Origin of the sequence: Gelidibacter salicanalis (assembly GCF_016469035.1) — a bacterium.
GTDB lineage: Bacteria > Bacteroidota > Bacteroidia > Flavobacteriales > Flavobacteriaceae > Gelidibacter > Gelidibacter salicanalis_A.
Window position 1 is genome coordinate 187,249 of sequence record NZ_JAEHJZ010000003.1, and the last position, 20,075, is coordinate 207,323.

Annotated in this window: 20 protein-coding genes and 1 tRNA gene; 12 read left to right on the forward strand and 9 right to left on the reverse strand. The window is 37.2% G+C overall.

From position 1 onward, the window contains the following. Nucleotides 1-127: 127 nt before the first annotated feature. Both JEM65_RS01935 and JEM65_RS01940 read left to right on the forward strand, forming a co-directional pair. Nucleotides 128-1,369, forward strand: coding sequence for a DEAD/DEAH box helicase (locus JEM65_RS01935; RefSeq protein WP_199596857.1), 1,242 nt, complete (start codon nucleotides 128-130; stop codon nucleotides 1,367-1,369). 215 nt (nucleotides 1,370-1,584) lie between these two features. Next, on the forward strand, nucleotides 1,585-1,911 hold the full coding sequence (locus JEM65_RS01940) for a DMT family transporter (protein WP_199596858.1): 327 nt from the start codon (nucleotides 1,585-1,587) through the stop codon (nucleotides 1,909-1,911). Here JEM65_RS01940 and JEM65_RS01945 read toward each other — a convergent pair. Both JEM65_RS01945 and JEM65_RS01950 read right to left on the reverse strand, forming a co-directional pair. After that, a complete protein-coding gene (locus JEM65_RS01945; RefSeq protein ID WP_199596859.1) occupies nucleotides 1,908-2,321 on the reverse strand; it encodes a hypothetical protein in 414 nt (137 codons plus the stop codon). The genes JEM65_RS01940 and JEM65_RS01945 overlap by 4 nt on opposite strands. Beyond that, complete coding sequence (locus JEM65_RS01950) at nucleotides 2,302-2,892, reverse strand: RNA polymerase sigma factor (protein WP_199596860.1); 591 nt, start codon at nucleotides 2,890-2,892, stop codon at nucleotides 2,302-2,304. Before JEM65_RS01950 ends, JEM65_RS01945 begins: the two co-directional genes overlap by 20 nt. A 375-nt stretch (nucleotides 2,893-3,267) precedes the next feature. On the opposite strand from JEM65_RS01950, the gene JEM65_RS01955 reads away from it, so the two are divergent. The 4 genes from JEM65_RS01955 to JEM65_RS01970 all read left to right on the forward strand — a co-directional run bounded on the left by JEM65_RS01955 (nucleotide 3,268) and on the right by JEM65_RS01970 (nucleotide 7,086). After that, entirely contained in the window at nucleotides 3,268-3,609 is a 342-nt protein-coding gene (locus JEM65_RS01955) for a DUF6249 domain-containing protein (RefSeq protein ID WP_199596861.1), read from the forward strand. A gap of 179 nt (nucleotides 3,610-3,788) precedes the next feature. Beyond that, a complete protein-coding gene (locus tag JEM65_RS01960; RefSeq protein ID WP_233530486.1) occupies nucleotides 3,789-4,787 on the forward strand; it encodes a hypothetical protein in 999 nt (332 codons plus the stop codon). 5 nt (nucleotides 4,788-4,792) lie between these two features. Next, complete coding sequence (locus JEM65_RS01965) at nucleotides 4,793-5,152, forward strand: DoxX family protein (protein WP_199596862.1); 360 nt, start codon at nucleotides 4,793-4,795, stop codon at nucleotides 5,150-5,152. Between the two features lie 50 nt (nucleotides 5,153-5,202). Next, complete coding sequence (locus JEM65_RS01970) at nucleotides 5,203-7,086, forward strand: M1 family metallopeptidase (RefSeq protein WP_199596863.1); 1,884 nt, start codon at nucleotides 5,203-5,205, stop codon at nucleotides 7,084-7,086. Between the two features lie 11 nt (nucleotides 7,087-7,097). Here JEM65_RS01970 and JEM65_RS01975 read toward each other — a convergent pair whose 3' ends face one another. Further along, nucleotides 7,098-7,781 (reverse strand): M15 family metallopeptidase, encoded by a 684-nt coding sequence (locus JEM65_RS01975; protein ID WP_199596864.1) that lies wholly within the window; start codon nucleotides 7,779-7,781, stop codon nucleotides 7,098-7,100. A gap of 30 nt (nucleotides 7,782-7,811) precedes the next feature. Here JEM65_RS01975 and JEM65_RS01980 point away from each other — a divergent pair, with 30 nt between their 5' ends. From JEM65_RS01980 to JEM65_RS02000, 5 genes are all read left to right on the forward strand, one after another. Continuing rightward, entirely contained in the window at nucleotides 7,812-8,408 is a 597-nt protein-coding gene (locus JEM65_RS01980; RefSeq protein WP_199596865.1) for an alpha-ketoglutarate-dependent dioxygenase AlkB family protein, read from the forward strand. 367 nt (nucleotides 8,409-8,775) lie between these two features. Further along, entirely contained in the window at nucleotides 8,776-9,696 is a 921-nt protein-coding gene (locus JEM65_RS01985; protein ID WP_199596866.1) for an alpha/beta hydrolase, read from the forward strand. A gap of 717 nt (nucleotides 9,697-10,413) precedes the next feature. After that, nucleotides 10,414-11,628: a DUF819 family protein gene (locus JEM65_RS01990; RefSeq protein ID WP_233530489.1), complete on the forward strand. Its 1,215-nt coding sequence runs from the start codon at nucleotides 10,414-10,416 to the stop codon at nucleotides 11,626-11,628. A 52-nt stretch (nucleotides 11,629-11,680) separates the two neighbouring features. Next, complete coding sequence (locus JEM65_RS01995; RefSeq protein ID WP_199596868.1) at nucleotides 11,681-12,373, forward strand: DUF4369 domain-containing protein; 693 nt, start codon at nucleotides 11,681-11,683, stop codon at nucleotides 12,371-12,373. A 101-nt stretch (nucleotides 12,374-12,474) separates the two neighbouring features. Beyond that, nucleotides 12,475-14,802, forward strand: a complete 2,328-nt coding sequence (locus JEM65_RS02000; RefSeq protein ID WP_199596869.1) for a transglycosylase domain-containing protein — start codon at nucleotides 12,475-12,477, stop codon at nucleotides 14,800-14,802. A 79-nt stretch (nucleotides 14,803-14,881) separates the two neighbouring features. Here the strand turns inward: JEM65_RS02000 and JEM65_RS02005 are convergent, their stop codons facing one another. From JEM65_RS02005 to idi, 6 genes are all read right to left on the reverse strand, one after another. Further along, nucleotides 14,882-15,025: a hypothetical protein gene (locus tag JEM65_RS02005; RefSeq protein ID WP_199596870.1), complete on the reverse strand. Its 144-nt coding sequence runs from the start codon at nucleotides 15,023-15,025 to the stop codon at nucleotides 14,882-14,884. A gap of 408 nt (nucleotides 15,026-15,433) precedes the next feature. Continuing rightward, a tRNA-Thr gene (locus JEM65_RS02010) sits at nucleotides 15,434-15,507 on the reverse strand. A gap of 59 nt (nucleotides 15,508-15,566) precedes the next feature. Continuing rightward, entirely contained in the window at nucleotides 15,567-15,836 is a 270-nt protein-coding gene (locus tag JEM65_RS02015) for a hypothetical protein (protein ID WP_199596871.1), read from the reverse strand. A gap of 75 nt (nucleotides 15,837-15,911) precedes the next feature. Then, a complete protein-coding gene (locus tag JEM65_RS02020) occupies nucleotides 15,912-16,883 on the reverse strand; it encodes a type I phosphomannose isomerase catalytic subunit (RefSeq protein WP_199596872.1) in 972 nt (323 codons plus the stop codon). Nucleotides 16,884-16,900: 17 nt separating this feature from the next. Next, complete coding sequence (locus JEM65_RS02025; RefSeq protein ID WP_199596873.1) at nucleotides 16,901-17,317, reverse strand: 6-pyruvoyl trahydropterin synthase family protein; 417 nt, start codon at nucleotides 17,315-17,317, stop codon at nucleotides 16,901-16,903. Next, nucleotides 17,314-17,841, reverse strand: coding sequence for an isopentenyl-diphosphate Delta-isomerase (idi, locus tag JEM65_RS02030; RefSeq protein WP_199596874.1), 528 nt, complete (start codon nucleotides 17,839-17,841; stop codon nucleotides 17,314-17,316). Before idi ends, JEM65_RS02025 begins: the two co-directional genes overlap by 4 nt. Before the next feature lie 127 nt (nucleotides 17,842-17,968). Here idi and JEM65_RS02035 point away from each other — a divergent pair, with 127 nt between their 5' ends. Further along, the gene (locus JEM65_RS02035; RefSeq protein WP_199596875.1) at nucleotides 17,969-19,558 is read left to right on the forward strand and encodes a peptide chain release factor 3; all 1,590 of its coding nucleotides are present in this window, start codon (nucleotides 17,969-17,971) and stop codon (nucleotides 19,556-19,558) included. The last annotated feature ends 517 nt before the right edge of the window (nucleotides 19,559-20,075 follow it).

The window sequence follows — 20,075 nt, forward strand, 5'->3', positions numbered from 1 at the left end:
AGTTCAACTAACAATTTTTAATTCATTGCTTCGCAACTTTTAAAAATTGAGTTTCACTAATTTAAACCTAAACCCATCTACAAATTGCCACTATATTTTCTGCTATCTTTGCAAAAAATTATTAACAATGTCATTTAAGGACTTACAGCTCAACAAACCTATTTTAAAAGCAGTGGCCGAATCTGGTTACGACACCCCTACCTTAGTACAAGAACAAACCATCCCGTTAGTTTTGGCAGGGAAAGATGTTATTGCTTCAGCACAAACCGGTACCGGAAAAACGGCTGCATTTGCACTACCCATTTTGCAACTTCTTTTTGATAAGCAAGAGGGATCAAAAAAAGGCAAAAAAATAAGAGCCCTGATTATCAGTCCCACCCGAGAACTTGCCATTCAAATTGCCCAGAATTTTAAAACCTACAGTGCGCATACCAATTTGCAAACCATGGTTGTTTTTGGAGGTGCATCTATTGAACCTCAAATTGATCTTCTTAAAAAAGGTGTCGATATTGTAATTGCCACCCCAGGACGTCTACTGGATTTGCATAAACAAGATCTCATTAATTTAGATTATATCGAAACCTTGGTATTGGATGAAGCTGATTTGATGCTTGATATGGGTTTTATTGATGAAGTGACAAAAATTGTACGCTTGTGTCCTGAAGGCAAACAGACCTTATTATTTTCGGCAACCATGCCTTTTAAAGTGGAACAATTGGCGACTTCCATATTAAAATCTGCAGAGCGTGTTGAAGTAACTCCTACCTCATCTGCCGCCAAAAACGTGAGCCAAGTATTGTATTATGTTCCAAAACAAAATAAGATTGAGCTGTGTCTACATCTTTTAAGAAATACCATTAAAGGCAATATCTTAATTTTTAGGCGGACGAAGTTTGGCGTAGACAAATTAGAACAAACCTTACTCAAAAATGGCTATAAAGTAGAAAGCTTTCATGGCGATAAAACCCAAAGCGACCGACAGGCGGCTTTAGGCAAATTCAAACACGGCGAAGCTAATATTTTAATTGCTACAGATGTTGCGGCAAGAGGTATTGATATTGAGGAGTTGGATGCCGTGGTTAATTTTGATATGCCCAACGTCCCTGAAACCTATGTGCACCGTATTGGTAGAACCGGACGTGCGGAACATTTTGGCAACTCCTTCTCTTTTTGTTCTGCCGATGAAAAACCATATGTAAAAAGTATACAGCAACTGATCAACACACAAATTCCTGTAGAAGATGATCACCCTTACCCATTGGATCCACATGCGAAACCTATAATTCACACCTCTAAAAAAACGGGCAGTAAACACAAAAAAGGACGTAAAGGGCAAGGTTCTAAAAGCAATAAAAAGCGTTGGTACTAAAACGCTTGCTGTTTGGGGTTATACGTAGAATGAACAACCTCGACCCAAGGGTACGAGGTATCAAGTAGAAGTTCCTTTTTTATTTCGACGCAGAGCGTCGGGGAATAAAACCCAAGGATCCCGCTAAAAAGCGGGATTAGTTCAACTAACAATTTTTAATTCATTGCTTCGCAACTTTTAAAAATTGAGTTTCACTAATTTAAGAATAAGGGGTTATGAATTGGATTCTATTAATCATTGGGGGTTTGTTTGAAGTTGGGTTTGCAGCATGCTTGGGTAAAGCAAAATATGCAACGGGTACTGTAGCAACGTGGTGGTATATTGGTTTTATCGTATGTCTGACCATTAGCATGCTCCTCTTAATTAAGGCTACCGAGACTTTGCCAATTGGGACGGCGTACGCGGTATGGACAGGAATTGGTGCCGTTGGAACTGTATTGGTGGGTATATTTATCTTTAAAGAATCGGCTGACTTTTGGAGGGTTTTTTTCCTGGCAACCCTTATTCTTTCAATTGTAGGCTTAAAATTTGTTTCTAATTAAGAGAAATTCCTTTGTCTTTTATCAATAAAGTATTTTAATATAGGAATTTGTGCGCAGAGCATCAATCCAAAAACAAGCATTGCATAAGACGTTACCTGTTCCAACTTCAGTTTAGAAAATAAATTGGTGATGTCAGTGGTTGCAATCACATTAAAATCGATAGTTTCAAACCATTTGCTGGTATCAGTTCCCGTAATCATATAAATATAAATTACAAAAGCAATCACACCGCTAAAAACAATTAGCCAACCTGTTTTGGAAATTAACGGTTGATATACTGTCGCGGTACTTTTAGTGTTGACATGTGCCATGACCCTCTTCGTAAAATCGCTTGACGGAGATTCAATGTGTGACGATTTCATCACCTTTTCTACAACACTCTCCAATAATCTATCTGCGTTGTCCTTCATAATAAGCTATAATTTCTGGTTCCAATCGTTCTTTAAAAATAGTCATTAATTTTTTTCGACTTCTAAATAGTTTCACTTTAATAGTGTTTGCTTCCAAATTAACCACAGTTGCTATTTCAGTTAAAGATAAGTCCTCAAAGTAATATAAGGTAAGGAGAAAGCCGTCCATCTCTGGCAACAGGGCAATGCAATCTTTAATCGATTTTTGGTATTCCGTCTCGGTCAAAGTATTTAAAGCATTATCAATAGTCATGACCTGATGCTCGGTAAATTCATCAATCGCTACATCGTTCTGATGTTTTTTATTCTTTTTGATTCTATCAAGACAGGTGTTGTACGCTACCCTATAAATATAAGTTGAAAACTTTGACTCCCCTTTAAAACTATGTAGCGACTTAAAAACCTTTATAAAAGTATCTTGGGAAGCTTCTTCAGCTTCCTCCCTATTTTTAAGCATTCTTAGCGTTAATGTAAACACCAGATTTTTATACCTATCTACCACAATGGCAAATGCATTGGCATCACCATTCAAAATTTGGTCAATATATATGTGATCGTCCTTGGTGGTCATTTTAAGGTAAGACGATTAAAGTTGAGATTAGGTTACAAGGAAGTTAAAAATAAATAAACCACTTTGGATTTCCAATCCATAGTTTTAAACAAAAGAATGAAATTCTTTTCTGAAAATAGTTTGTCATTCCGAATGAGGCACGAAGAGGAATCATATTATTATAAAATTTCTCGTTACTCGTTCCTCGCTCTGTCGAAATGACAACATACTCTTAAAAGTTTATATAAACTAAAGTAACTGCAATGAATCCCGATATCGGGAGCAAGGTTTTAACCTTTAACTTGAAAATAAAATGAATTTTATGTAACCTAAATCCAAAACCGGTCGTCATAAGTAATGAACAAACTAAAATTAATCAATTAAAATCGAACAGCTATGGAACCAGTTATAATCATGACATTAATTACCGCTGCTATTTTTGGTATTTTCTATCTTTTTTTTTCAACACGTAACAAAGAACGTTTGGCTCTGATTGAAAAAGGCGCTGATGCCAGTATTTTTATGAGAGGCAAGCAAGCAACAGCTCCTATTTGGAAAGTCCTCATTCTTAATTTGGCATTGCTTCTTATGGGTATTGGATTGGGAATTTTTATAGCCTTGATCCTTGAAAATTACACCACACTTAATGGTGCCATTTACCCAGCTACCATTTTTCTTATGGCAGGACTTGGATTATTAATAGGTTTCAATATGACAAAAAACCTCGAAAAGGAATAATTCCGGGTAATTTAAAATTTTCTTCATCTAACGGTTAACATTTTGTTGTCCGTTTTTTTTATTAATAAATGTATCTTTAAAGTCTTAAGTGCTAATTTATAATTCAGCATAAAAAATTATATTTCATTTTTGCCACCTGCTAACCTGAACCATTAGAAAAATTAGATACAACGGGATCGATGACCATACTTCAAACAGCTTTTAAATCTACGTTCATTTTACTGAGCTTATTGTGCGCTACATTCAGTTTTTCACAAACAAAAATTACAGACGCACAATCTCAATACCCAGTGTCTTACGCCACGGTTTCCTTCAACAATGGCAACGGATTGTTTGCCAATGATGAAGGCGAATTTATTTTCACCAAAAAATTGTATCCAGATATTGACACCCTTTATATTTCGGCGCTAGGTTATCAAGATCTAAAAATAGCTACCATGAATTTACCTACTGCCATACAGATGCAAACGGAAACGAATGCGCTGGATGAAGTCTTGATTACGGCAAAAACGGATCGTAAATTTAAAGTGGAAGACATCAAACCTTATTTAGATGACGACTACTACCATTGCTGGTTGCCCACCGTAGAATCTGAAATTGCAGTGTATTTCAACAATCCTGATGAGGCTCAAAAGAAAATTACTAAAGTGTACTTTCCCATCACCCTAGAGTCTAAAGATTGGGAGAGACGCAAACGATCCAATGCCGATAAAAAACCATTTTCCACCTTATTTAAGGTGAAATTTTACACTAATCAAAACGGCTATCCAGGACAGGAAATCATTTATAAAACCCTTGTGGTCAGAGCGACAGAAAAAGATGGTGATGCCGTAATTTTTGATGTGTCTGATGAAGCTATTTTCATTCCACAAACAGGCATATTTGTATCCCTCCAAGTTTTGGGTTACACAGATGCCAATGGTAAATTATTATCTAATAAGAAATACAAAGAAATCAAATCTAGAGGTGGCAGTGTGGTTAAAATACCCACAAATTTTAGACCCTTACTTCCCTTCACAGATAAAATTTCACAAAACAGAACTTACATCAAACGTGTGTTCGTCAATGGAAATAAATGGACCCGATTTGAAGCTGGCAGCGATTTTCAATCTACATTACTCCAATCAGGACTCAATAATTACGGGATGGGATTAACCTATAACGTTTATAAAGATTAAATTTTATGATGTACCCTTGGCACCTTTATCTCATGGCAGCACTATATGTTTTAGCGGGGATGATGCATTTTATCAAGCCTAAAATGTATTTACGGATCATGCCAAGATATCTGCCCAAACCTAAACTTTTGGTCACGTTAAGCGGTATTGCCGAAATTATGTTAGGGGTGGGATTGTGTTTTCCTTCCACAAAAAACGGTGCCATATCAGGTATTATTGCTATGCTTATGGTATTTTTATTAGTCCATTTTTACATGTTGTCCAATAAAAAAGCAGCAGCAGGAATTCCGCAATGGGCATTACTCCTGCGCCTCCCTTTGCAATTTGCTCTCATGTATTGGGCCTACTTGTATTTACCGCTTTAATTTCTTCCATTAATATAGTATCTTCGAAATCTTAATTGTAAAAAATTAGTATGAAAACGTCAACTTCAATAATTTATCTCCTCCTTCTCATCATGACAAGTTGTGCACAACCTAAAGCAGAAGAACCAGTAGTGTATATTTATGTAGAAGAACCGCATTCTTATGCAAAGCCAAATAATGCCTTTATCAAGCATCTTAAATTAGATCTTACGGTCGATTTTAAAACCGAAGTGATCAGCGGAAAGGCCACCTATGATATTAAAAACAACAACAGTACACAAATCATATTAGATTCCAAATTTCTAGATATTGAAGCTGTTAACGCTGACGGAAAAGAAACCGAGTTTTCATTGGGCGCCAATGATAAGATCCTAGGCCAGCCCTTAACCATTACCATTAGCAGAGACACCAAACAAATTGAAATCATCTATAAAACCACCAAAGACACCGAAGCTTTGCAGTGGTTAAAAGCCCAACAAACGGCTGATAAGACTGATCCTTTTCTATTTACACAAGGACAGGCCATTTTAACACGAACATGGATCCCCATTCAAGACAGTCCACAAATCCGCTTAACCTATGAAGCAAATGTTCAGGTTCCGAAAGGTCTAATGGCGGTGATGAGTGCTGAAAATCCGAAGGAGAAAACTGAAAATGGCATGTATCATTTTAAAATGCAGCAACCCATTCCGGCCTATCTCATTGCCTTGGCCGTGGGTAATTTTGACTATAAAGCAATTAGTGATCGCACGGGCGTGTATGCCGAAAAATCTATGTTAACAAAGGTGCATGATGAATTTTCAGACATGGAAAAAATGGTCACCGCTGCTGAGCAACTTTATGGCGACTACGATTGGGATCAATTTGATGTGATTGTATTACCACCAAGCTTCCCATTTGGCGGCATGGAAAATCCACGGTTAACGTTTGCAACCCCAACGGTTATTGCGGGCGATAAAAGTTTAACCTCATTGATAGCGCATGAATTGGCACACTCCTGGTCCGGAAACTTGGTCACCAATGCTACATGGAATGACTTTTGGCTCAACGAAGGATTTACAGTCTATTTTGAAATGCGCATTATGGAAGCCCTTTATGGCAAAGAACGTGCTAACATGCTCGCTGCAATAAGTCGCCAGGATTTGAACGATGAATTGGAAAATCTTAAAGACACGCCTAGCGCCACCAAATTAAAATTAGATTTAAAAGGCAAAAATCCGGATGATGGCATGAACAGTATTGCTTATGATAAAGGCTATCTCTTATTAAGGACTTTGGAAGAAACCGTTGGTCGTGAAAAATTTGATGCCTTTTTAAAACAATACTTTAAAGAGCATGCCTTTTCTACCATCACTACAGATAAGTTTGTGACTTACCTTACCACCAATTTGCTGCAAAAAAACAAACTGACTTTTAACATTGATGAATGGATCAACCAACCGGGAGTTCCTCAAAACCAAGCCATCATAAACTCTGATAAATTCAAAATTGTTGAACAGACCTTAGAAGAGTTTATTGCTACTGATAAAATAGACAAAGACATGACTAAAGAATGGACCTCTCAAGAATGGGTGCATTTTATTAGAAATTTCCCAAACACGATGACCGCAGATCAAATGAAAGCTTTGGACACGGTGTTTAATTTTACAAATTCTACCAATTCGTATATTCAAATGGTCTGGTATGAACAAGCTTTAAACTATGATTATCATGGAAAAAACGTAGATAAAAAAATTGAAACATTTTTAACCACTGTGGGACGCCGATGGTATGTAGAAACTATTTTCAAAGCCTATAAGAGAAATGACAGAATGGAAGATGCCCTGAAGATTTATGAAAAATCACGTCCAAATTATCATTCGGTTACGGCAAATACGATAGATATGTTACTGGGCTATGAACCTGAGCCAGAAGTCGTAATCTTAGAAAAGTAATTTTATGAGGGTTATTCTACAGGAAAATCGAAATACGTATCAGGAAAAGGCTCCCATCTTAGGGTGAAGTGCCACCATTCTTTAGGATAATTTCTAAAGTTGTTATCTTGCATGACCGTTTGCAGAATCTCACGATTTTGCTGTTGTGCTGCTGTGAGATCTTTATAAGACAACCACGATTGTTCTCCAAAAAAATCATAGGTGCCACCCATATCCAACGGTTCGCCCGTATTGCCATCAGTAATCGTCAAATCTAAGGTACTACCTCTGCTATGGCCTGACTTGGAAGCAATATACCCTTCACTGAACAAATTTTGTTTCTCAACTTCAGGATAAAACTCGCGTTTGTTGATAGTGTCTGCCAAATCTTTGGCCCAAGTTACAAAATGGTTCACGGCACGCTGTGGACGATAGCCATCGTAAACTTTTAAGCACAGATTCTGATTTCTAAGTGCTTCTTGAACTTTTTTCAAAGCCTCTACAGCATCTTTTGTAAGAATCAATGTGTTGGCATGGTACCCTATAATAGGCTTTCCTACAAAGTTATGATCTGTTAAATAGCGTAATTCTACATCCAAATCTGGAATACACTCTTTAACATACACAAATCCTTTTGGCAATTGCGCTGTAGGCGATTTTACAAACCCAAATCCTAAAATTATCAGCACCAAAAGCAATACTTTGTTTTTCTTCATAGTTATGCTAATTTAGATAAAATTTATGCCATGGACTTATTTTCAACTGAAAAAACACATCTACATCTTCCCAATGCTGAAGTGCTCTATATTCCTAATTTTTATAATCCAGATAAGGCGGATGCGTATTTTCAACACTTAAAAGCCACAATTCCGTGGCAGCAGGACGACATCACAATTTTTGGCAAAACCTATCCACAACCACGGTTAACCGCATTATTTGCAACTAACACAAAACCATATAGTTATTCTAACATTACAATGGTGCCTAAAAACCTGACTGAGGAACTGAAGCTGATCAAAACAGATATTGAAGACTTCTGCAATCATGAATTTACAACCATACTCCTTAATTTATATAGAAACGGAGCGGATAGTAATGGCTGGCATGCCGATAATGAAAAGACATTGGGCACAAACCCAGTCATTGCTTCCTTGAGCTTTGGTGCTATACGAACATTTCATTTTAAACACCGTAACATTTCAGATGAAAAATACAAACTTAATTTAGAATCGGGAAGCTTGCTAATTATGAAAGGAGAAATGCAACACTTTTGGCTGCACCAAATTGCAAAAACAAAAAGAACCGTAAACGAGCGTATTAATCTCACGTTTAGAACCCTTTAAAAAAGAAAGAACCGAGGTCCCTCAACCTCGGTTCTTCTAATTTGCGTTTTTTATAATGTGTAGATTAGGGTTACTAAGTCAACAACATGTGCAAATACTAATTAATTAATCCATCGTACAAAAACCTAAGTTTTAGTACATTTCAAATATAGAGTTTTTACCCAAAGCTTCAGCTCAAATACACAATAAATCGATGAAATACATGTAATTTTAACAATTAAGGCTAATAAGGTACATTTCAACCACAAGATCCAAATTAAATTTGAGAGAATTCATATAACATCTGTATCATATTTTTGACATTCTAACGTTCAACTGTACATCTTGAAAGCGAGTACTGTATCTTCGTTTCTATAAAATTAGATTTATGAAAAACTTATTGTTTCTTTTCAGCTTCATCTCTGCCCTAACCTTTGGTCAGGAAACTAAATATGCCGAAACAGACCTCAACATTTCGAAATGGATTGACGGCAGTCTCGTCGTTCCAAATACTGGTGCTGATCAACTCGTCATTATTATTGCTGGTTCTGGACCTACGGACAGAAATGGCAATCAGAATTTCCTAAAAACAAATAATCTTAAAAAACTTGCACAAGAACTGGCTCTAAATGGCATTGCCTCCTTTAGGTATGACAAGCGTATTGTGAAGCAGATTAAAATGAAAGCTGTGAATCCGAACATCAAATTCGATGATTTTGTATCAGATGCCATTACTGTTGTCAATTACTTTAAGACCCAGCAAGAGTTTAAACACCTCTATATTATTGGACATAGTCAAGGCAGTTTAATTGGCATGTTGGCAGCTCAGGAAGGTGTGGATGGATTTATTTCTTTGGCGGGTGCCGGACAATCTATTGATGCGGTCATTGTGGAACAGGTGCAAAAAACGGCACCCATGTTTACTGAAGACACCAAGCGTGCCTTTGAAGTTTTAAAATCCGGAAGAACAACCACAGACTATCCTCCTGCGCTGGCTTCCATATTTGACAGTAGTGTACAAGAGTTTATGATGAGTTGGATGAGATATGACCCTGCTGTGGTGATCAAATCCTTGGATATTCCTATTTTACTTATTAATGGCACCAAAGATTTACAGGTCAGCACGGCAGAAGCGGAGCTTTTGCATAATGCTTCTAAACAGGCAGAATTAAAACTTATTGATCATATGAACCACGTTCTCTTTATCATAACTGGAGACGACCAAGAAAATGCGAAGTCTTACAATGACCCTAACGGAAAAATAGCGGAAGCATTGGTCACGTCTATAGTTGATTTTATTAAAAACTAAAACTTTTAAAACATCCCATAACTAAAAAAGCACCTCTTTCAAGGTGCTTTTTAACTAACTAACCAACCAAAATGTAATATTAACGTCTCCAAAAGGTTAACTACTCCTTTTTTGTAATATGGAGCATAATTATATACATGTATAGTCTTTTCAAATTCCGTGCCATATTTATGTTTGTCATCATAATAATTATCCTTATTTTGCGACTCAAAATCACCATAAATGCGTCCATATTTTAAATTCCTACTTTTTTTTGGTTTAATCATTTCTTCAACTGCAGCAATCAATGCCCAAACTTTAATTGTTGACAAGGCTAATGATAATTATTCAGAAAACTTTGATGTTCCTGTATCCGTTGATTCTATCAAATTTAACAGTTTCCAAATTAAACTTTCAACAAGTGATCCTTCGCTCGTTATCGATCAAGTTGTCCTCAATAAAAAAATCTCGAAAGGCACCCTAAAATTCTCCTCTACGGGTTCTATTTACACAATTGACTATTCCAACCCAGACCCTATTGCTATAGCAAAAAAAGAAAAGTTATTCGATTTAAAATTGAATACCACCAATCGTTTTTCAGAAAAGAAACTCATTGTTATCAACGACAGTAAATTTTATAACAACGCCAACGTGCTCAGTGTTTCTGAGACAGTCAAACCATCAACAGTCAATCAATTTGTACTTTTTAAAAATGATGCTATAGTTTTTGGACTCTTAATGTTAGCGCTTGGTTTTGTATTTTATACCGAATCTAAAAAGGGAGGCTTTTGGCCAAAATTCTACAAATACATCCCAGGTCTTTTAATGTGCTATATGATTCCTGCTATTTTCAATTCGTTGGGATTAATCTCTGCCGACGTTTCAGAAACCTACTATATTGCGAGTCGTTACCTATTGCCGGCATCTTTGGTATTACTCACGATTAGTATCGATTTAAAAGCGGTGTTCAATTTAGGATGGAAAGCTTTGGTAATGTTCTTTACGGGAACCATTGGTATTATTATTGGTGGCCCAATTGCCATTCTGATCATCTCTACCTTCTCTCCAGAAACCGTTGGAGGTGCTGGATTTGATGCCGTATGGCGCGGATTGGCAACCTTAGCAGGAAGTTGGATTGGAGGCGGCGCCAATCAAGCAGCCATGTTAGAGATTTACGGTTTTAATCAAGAACTTTACGGAGGAATGGTTTTGGTTGATATTGTCGTGGCCAATATTTGGATGGCGGTTCTTTTATTAGGGATTGGAAAACGTGAAAAAATAGACAATTGGCTGAAAGCCGATAATACAGCCATCAACGAATTGCAAAAAAAAGTACAGAATTTCAGCGAAAAAATTACGCGTATTCCAACCTTAACAGATTTACTGATCATTTTAACCTTCGCCTTTGTCGCGGTGGGGATTGCCCACTACGGTGCCGATGTTATTTCTACCTACCTTTCTAATAATTTTGAAGCGGTAAGCAATCCTAGAAGCGCATTATCATCTTTTGGAAGCCAATTCTTTTGGTTGATTTCAATTGCAACGTTAATAGGCATCCTACTGTCCTTTACTCCCGCTAAAAATTACGAAGGTGCGGGTGCCAGTAAAATTGGAAGTATTTTTATCTATATCTTGGTGGCCACCATTGGTATGAAAATGGATTTAGGCAAAATTTTCGAAAACCCAGGCCTCATTTTAATTGGATTGGTATGGATGACCATTCACGCAGTTCTGCTTATTGTAATTGCCAAACTTATTAGAGCTCCGTACTTTTTCTTGGCTGTTGGCAGTCAGGCAAACGTAGGTGGCGCGGCTTCTGCTCCTGTTGTTGCAGCTGCTTTCCATCCGTCATTAGCAACAGTTGGTGCGCTCTTAGCAGTGTTTGGTTATGTGGTAGGAACTTATGGTGCATTATTGTGCGCTGAACTCATGAGAATAGTTGCTGTAGGTTAGTTTTTAAAGGAATTTTATAAGATATTTGCCCACCAAAAATTAAAAAATTTCAATGAAAAAATTAGCGTTTATCCTCAGTTTACTAATTGTGTCGTCTTGTGCTAAAGACAATTCAAATTTCACACTTAAAGGGTCTATCAAAGATTTAAAAAAAGGCACCGTCTATCTTCAAAGAGTAGATGACACCTTACTTGTATCTATTGATTCCTTACAAATAAACGGCGAAGCGCAATTTGAACTTCACACCGATTTAGAAGGACCAGAAGTGTTGTATCTCAAATTAGATAAAAATGGCCAGGAATCTGGTGTGATTCCTTTTTTTGCTGATCAGGGCATCACGGAAATCAATACGACTTTAAAAAATTTCTATGTCGACGCCAAAATTAAAGGCTCTAAACAACAAGAAAGATTAGAAGAGTACAACATGATGATGGACAAGTTTAAAGACAAAAATCTTGATCTCATCAAAAATAATTTAGAAGCCCGCAAAAGTCAAGATTCACTTTTAATCGACTCTAGTTACAAGGAGTACAACAATTTAATCCTCAGAAAGTATTTATACACGATAAATTTCGCAATGAACAATAAGGATAGTGAAATTGCACCTTATTTGGCTGTATCAGAAATCTCAGATGCCAACGTGAGATATTTAGACACTATTAATAATGCTTTAACGCCAGAAATTAAATCGTCTAAATACGGCAAAGTATTACAAGAGTTGATTGCAGAAAGAAAAAAACAATAGGCGTTTTATAACTTGGCGCTGTTTGCCATAACACAATAGCGACCCTAACATTGAAATACTTAACAAGGATATCCGTTCTTGTGTAAAGACTTTTTAAACTAATGACTATCAACAAAGTTAACGTTATCAAATGGGCTAAGAGAATAAGCTACGGCTTAGGCATTCTCTTAGCCCTTTTTATTTGTTTTTATGCCAGTATACATTTTGGGCTGTGGGGGAAAATTCCTGACAAAGAACAATTGGCGCGCTTAAAACAGAGTCAGGCAACACAAGTACTTGATGCCCATACTGATTTAATTGGTAAAATTTACGTGTACGATAGACAGTCCATTAAATACGACGATTTTCCACAACATTTAATTAACGCCCTCGTGGCTACAGAAGACGTTCGGTTTTATGAACATAGCGGTATTGACAGTAAAAGTCTGCTTCGGGTGTTCTTCAAAAGCATCCTCATGTCTGATGATTCTTCTGGTGGTGGTAGCACCATTACCTTACAATTGGCTAAAAACCTCTTCGGAAGAAAAAATTATGGGCCCTTTGGAATAGTGGTCAATAAAATTAGAGAAAGTATTGTTGCTAGGCGTATTGAAGATCTTTATTCCAAAGAGGAAATTCTTACGTTGTATCTCAACACCGTTCCGTTTCCTGATAACACCTATGGTATTGAAAGTGCTTCCGAAAAGTTTTTTAATGTTCGCACCAAAGATCTGACCCTAGTGCAATCCGCCACTTTAGTCGGCTCATTGAAGGCTAATACAAGTTACAATCCGCGTCGTTACCCTGAAAAATCAGGCGCACGTAAAAATGTAGTCATCCATCAGATGGAGAAATATGGCTTTCTCTCTGAAATGGAGGCCAACAAAGCCACCACGGATAGTATTGTTATTGATTATCAAAATTACTCACCCAATGAAGGTTTAGCACCCTACTTTAGAGCTGAAATCAAAAAACAATTGGACAGTTTGCTAAAGCAGAAAAAGTACCGAAAACCCGATGGCGAAATGTATAATATTTACCATGACGGTTTAAAGATCCACACCACTTTAGACAATACCATGCAGCGTTACGCTGAAGCCGCTATGGCCGAGCACATGAGCGATTTGCAGCGGCAATTTGAAAAAGCCTACGGGCAGAATGCGCCGTGGCTCAAAGGCAAGTCGGCTTTTGAAGCGGCAAAAAAGCGTCTAAAATCTTATAAAAAATTTAAGGCTCAAGGTCTGGATGATAAAGCGATTGAAGACTCCTTAAAACGCACCCACCAAATTGATCTCTTTTCTTGGGATGAAACCACCGTAGCATCGATGTCCACCTTAGACAGTTTAGAGTACTACTCCAAGTTTCTGAATGCCGGACTTGTTTCTTTAGATCCGTCTAATGGCGCTATAAAAGCCTATGTTGGAGGCATTGACTATAGCTTTTTCCAATTTGACCATATTGTACAAAGCAAACGTCAGGTAGGCTCTACCTTTAAACCTTTTGTTTACACAGCAGCTTTAGAAAATGGTATGGATCCGTGCACGTACATCCCAATCAAAGCCATAACCTATACTGATGTTAACAATTGGCGTCCGACCAACGCGGGCAGTCTTGATGATGAAGACTTAAATTATTCACTTCAAAAAGCATTGAGCAATTCTATTAATACTATTGCTGTTAAAGTACTCTATGAAACTGGTCTTGGCAATGTAATCACACAGGCCAAAAAAATGGGAATCACGAGCAACATTGAAGCCGTACCGTCTATAGCGTTGGGATCTTCAAATCTTTCAGTGTTGGAGTTGGCCAAAGCCTACACATCTTACGTTAATGGTAGCAAGCCTTCAAACCCAATGTTTATTACTAAAATAGAAGATAAAGACGGGAATATTGTTGCGTCTTTTAAGGATCTCTATCCTGAAAGATCGGAGTCGGATATGGCCTTTAGTAATGACACCAGACAGGTGATGTTAGAGTTTTTGAAAGCTACCGTTAATGAAGGTACTGCCACCCGGTTACGCTCCACCTATCAATTGCCTAATGCACTTGCGGGTAAGACCGGAACTACGCAGGATAATAAAGACGGTTGGTTTGTTGGGATTATGCCAAAATTGGTAACGGTAACTTGGGTTGGTAATGACAATCAGCAAATCGGATTTAGTTCTACAGGATTAGGACAAGGTGCAAATTCTGCACTTCCCATCTTTGCCAAATACCTTCAAAAATTGAATGCCGATTCCAATTACAACAGCATTACAAAAGCTTCTTTTGAGAGCCCTTCTGAAGCGGTCCTAAGTTCACTGAACTGCGATCCAACAAAAACCGATGGCTTCTTTAAGCGCCTCTTTGGTGGCAATAAAGATGAACGTCAATTTAAAAAGAAAGAGGAGAAGAAAAAGAAAGGTGGCGGGATCTTTGGTTGGTTAAAGAAGAAGGATAAAGACAGGTAATCTCCTTTTCATTAAGGCCGATTCCAATTGTTACAAAGTTTCTAAAGTCAGTGTTCTCAAATTTACACATTACGACTATTTATGTAGATCCGTTTTTTGTCATACTAGGGAAAAATTCGCGACCATCTCTGTAATCAGTGGGAAATAAAAATAAGCGTACGGATGATTCTCCCGCAGATCCCACAGATCCCGCAGATTTACGCTGAACAATTGTTGATGACATAGACATGTTATTATAATAAAATAATGTCTACCATTATGATGTTTTATTGACGATCAATACTATTTCAAGGAGCATCTAAAACAAACAAAAGCACCTCTTAAATGGGAGGGTTTATTGATCAGGAAGAAGAGCTTCCTTCAACTACGCTCAGGATAAAACTTCTCGTCCCTAATTAATGGAAACAAAAAACCTCTCGAAAAGAGAGGTTTTTTGAAGAGCCGATGGAGGACTTCCTTCGACTGCGCTCAGGATAAACTTCTCGTCGCTAATTAATTGAAACAAAAAACCTCTCGAAAAGAGAGGTTTTTTTAGAGCCGATAGAGGGACTCCCTTCGACTGCGCTCAGGATAAACTTCTCGTCCCTAATTAATGGAAACAAAAAACCTCTCGAAAAGAGAGGTTTTTTAGAGCCGATAGAGGGACTCGAACCCACGACCTGCTGATTACAAATCAGCTGCTCTAGCCAGCTGAGCTACATCGGCCTAAGAGACTGCAAATATAATCTCGGAAGTTATATCTGCAAATCTTTTGAAATAAAAAATTAACCTAAGGCGTTGATTTTTTCAATCAGCGCGCGGCCTTTAGTTTCAAGTTCAGCGTTAACTTTCTTAAAGTGAGCTTTTTTGTTTTCAACAGTTTTATCGTTCACTTTAGCAATTAACTCATCAAACGTAAGGATAGCTTCATCAACTATTGCTTCAGTTTTTTTTGTGTCTTTACCAGAATGCGTATATTCCCAAACATATGCTGCTTCAATAATATCTCCTAAAACATAATTAATATCTTTTTTTAGGTCTCTAACATTTGCCATTTTTCTTGATTTTAAAATTTTTACAAAAGTAGTCAATTAAACCATGTCTTTTATAATGGATTCCGTAAATTTTAACTACACGTAAACTTCCAACAGTGTGGCATCTTCTGCAACAATCTGAAACGTAGTGATCGCTGCAGGAATCAATATGGTTTCTCCTTTCTTAATGATTTGAGTTACCTCTCCTATCTTGATTTCAGCTTCGCCGTCAACACAAATGTAAATCATAAAGGAATCATACGTATTCTCCCTTGCAAGTTCAGTATCCACCTTTAAATAGTTGGTTGTAAAGTACGGACAACTCACCAGAGCGTTAGATTGATTGAAAGTGGTGTCATAGGACACTCTAAAATTATCTGGCATATCAAAACCAATGGCATCAATAGCCAATTCTGTATGCAATTCTCGTGCATTACCAGCATCGTCCGTTCGGTCCCAATCGTAAATACGATAGGTAATATCACTTGTTTGCTGAATTTCTGCCAATAACACACCTGCCCCAATGGCATGTACACGTCCTACTTCAATAAAATAGGTGTCACCTGTTTTAACCTTATCAAAATTGAGAATTTCTGTAAGCGAATTATTGTTGAGATGTTCTAAGTACAGTTCAGGGGTCATTTTTTGATTGAAATCTACAATCAAATTGGCATCTTTATCCGCTTGCATCACATACCACATTTCTGTTTTCCCAAAAGAATTGTGACGTTTCGCCGCCAATTCGTCGTTGGGATGCAACTGAATGGACAAATCCTCTTTAGCGTCTATAAACTTTATGAGCAATGGGAATTTATCACCAAATTGCCTATAGTTCTTCTCTCCTATTAAATCCGCTTTATAAGTGTTCAATAAATGCTTTAAGGATTGGCTTTCTAAACTTCCGTTTGAGACTATGGACGTATCACCATCTACATCACTGATCTCCCAGCTCTCACCAACATTGGGTAGCTTAGAGTCTTTATGTAATAACGATTTTAATTTTTCTCCGCCCCAGATTTTATCTTTTAAGATAGGGTGGAATTTTAAGGGATATAAGGTGTTTTTCAAAATATTAGGTTTTAGTCTTAAGATTGTAATCCTGAATACGTCACAAAATTACGTGGTGTTTCGTACAAAGTGATTTCTAAATCTAAAGCGGGTTTGAGCTTAGGTTTGATCTTATTGTAGATCACAACAGCAATATTTTCAGCCGTAGGATTTATGTCTTTAAATTCTGCAACTTCAAGATTCAGATTTTTATGATCAAAAGCATCTTCAATTTCTGTTTTGATAATGTCTTTTAACACTTTTAAGTCCATTACAAAGCCTGTTTCTTGATCTATCTCTCCAGTAACACTCACAGTAAGGTCATAATTATGCCCATGATAGTTTGGATTGCTACACTTACCAAAAACAGTCTCGTTGTGTGCATCACTCCACTCTTTTCTAAAAAGCCGATGCGCCGCATTAAAATGTGCTTTTCTACTTACGGTAACAATCATGGGTTTACTTTGTTTATATGTTGGTAGAATTTATCAAAAATAATCTTAAACCATGCCGTGTAAAGTTCTGGATGTTGCACCATATCTTCCCTCACATCTTCCAAGGGCATCCATTTCCACGCGGCCACTTCATCCAGATTGATATTGGGCTCGTCTTCATAACTACCCACTAGAATATGATCAAATTCATGCTCGGTCAAACCATTGTCAAACGGTGCTTTATAAATAAACGAAATGGTATCTTCCAACTCCGTCTCAAATCCCATTTCTTCTTGCAACCTGCGTTTGCCCGCTTGGATATTGGTTTCTCCTACCCTTTGGTGACTACAGCAGGTGTTGGTCCATAGTAAGGGCGAATGGTATTTATGTGATGCACGTTGCTGCAACATCAATTCGTTTTTATCATTAAAAACAAACACGGAAAAAGCGCGATGCAATAGTGCCTTTTCGTGCGCTTCCATCTTTGGCATTGTGCCAATCTGCTCATCTTTTTCATTGACGAGTATTACGTTTTCTTCTGTCATAACCTACAAAGTTACCAACAAAAGTAATAAAAAGATCCAATGTTGTCTTAAAAATAAAATCGCCTCCTATGATCTGTTAAATTTGTTTTCAATAATAGTATCTTTGCAACCCATTTTAATTCAGAATATGAGTTTTATAACAGAGATAAACAGACGACGTACTTTTGGTATTATTGCGCATCCAGATGCCGGAAAAACCACACTTACTGAAAAATTACTACTTTTTGGTGGTGCCATCCAAGAAGCTGGTGCCGTAAAGAGTAACAAGATCAAAAAAGGAGCTACGAGTGACTTTATGGAAATAGAACGCCAGCGTGGAATTTCTGTAGCGACTTCCGTTTTGGCTTTTGAGTATGAAGGTACCAAAATAAACATTCTCGATACGCCTGGACATAAAGATTTTGCCGAAGATACGTTTAGAACTCTTACAGCTGTAGATAGTGTAATTGTGGTAGTAGACGTTGCAAAGGGTGTTGAGGAGCAAACGGAGAAATTAGTTGAAGTTTGTCGAATGCGAAATATTCCGATGATTGTATTTATCAATAAAATGGATCGTGAAGGAAAGGATGCATTCGACCTGTTAGATGAAATTGAGCAGAAATTAGGGTTACGTGTTGTACCCATGAGTTTTCCAATTGGGATGGGCTATGACTTTAAAGGTATTTATAATCTTTGGGAGAAAAACATCAACTTATTTAGTGGTAACAGCCGTAAAAACATTGAAGACACCATTGAAATCTCTGATTTAGAATCGAAAGAAATTGATAAGCTTATCGGAGAAAAAGCAGCGTATACATTACGCGAGGAAGTCGAACTTGTAGAAGGTATTTATCCAACCTTTGACAGGGACGAGTATTTAAATGGCCATCAACAACCTGTGTTCTTTGGTTCGGCCTTAAATAATTTTGGAGTTCGCGAATTATTGGATTGTTTTATTGAAATTGCACCAAAACCTAGAGCTAAACAAAGTGAAGAACGGTTGGTACAACCCGACGAAAAAGATTTTACAGGATTTGTATTTAAAATTCACGCCAATATGGATCCCAACCATCGCGACCGTTTGGCATTTATTAAAATTGTTTCTGGAACGTTTGAACGCAATAAGCCATACGTGCATGTTCGGAACAAGAAAAAAATGAAGTTCTCCAGCCCTAATGCGTTTTTTGCTGAGAAAAAGGAGATTGTGGATATCTCTTATCCTGGAGACATCGTAGGATTGCACGATACAGGTAATTTTAAAATTGGTGATACGCTTACCGAAGGCGAAAACATAAACTACAAAGGCATCCCAAGCTTCTCTCCTGAGCACTTTAGATATATCAATAATGCTGATCCCTTAAAATCGAAACAATTGTTTAAAGGTATTGACCAATTGATGGATGAAGGGGTCGCCCAATTATTTACCTTAGAACTCAATGGGAGAAAAGTTATCGGAACCGTAGGCGCATTACAATATGAGGTGATCCAATACCGATTGGAGCATGAATACGGTGCCAAATGTACTTACGAAAACCTAAACGTTTACAAAGCGTGTTGGGTAGAGCCTACCGATCCTAAAAATGAAGAATACAAAGAGTTCTTGAGGGTTAAACAGCGCTACTTAGCAAAAGACAAAGAAGATCAATTAGTATTTTTAGCAGATTCTCAATTTTCATTACAGATGACCCAACAAAAATATCCGAGTATTAAATTTCATTTTACTTCAGAATTTAAATAAACCACTATGGATTTGAAATCCGTAGTTTTAAAGAAAAGAATTTCATTCTTTTCTGATAATAGTTTGTCATTCCGAATGAGGCACGAAGAGGAATCACAATATTATAAGATTTCTCGTCACTCGTTCCTCGCTCTGTCGAAATGACAAAATACCCTTAAAAATTTATAGAAACTAAAGTAAATGCGATGAATCCCGATAGCTATCGGGAGCAGGGTTTAAACCTTTAACTAGTGTCTGGTCGGTAAGTGGAGCAATTTGCTAACAAATTTAATTTTTGGATCCAGTTTTTTTTGATTGATTTTAAAATAGTTTGTGATTTTTATGTTTTTTGGATTTCCAGCTGTTGAAATCGATAAAAACCTCTTTTTTGCGTGTGAAATTTGGTTCTAAAGCATAGCTGTCCCTTAAAAAGGCTGGACTGACTTTTTTTCATGCTACCTTTTGTTGTTTTTTTGTATACTTTTTATCTCTCTCCTTTTTTATCAAGCTTCCCAAGCTATGAAGGTTATAGGACAGA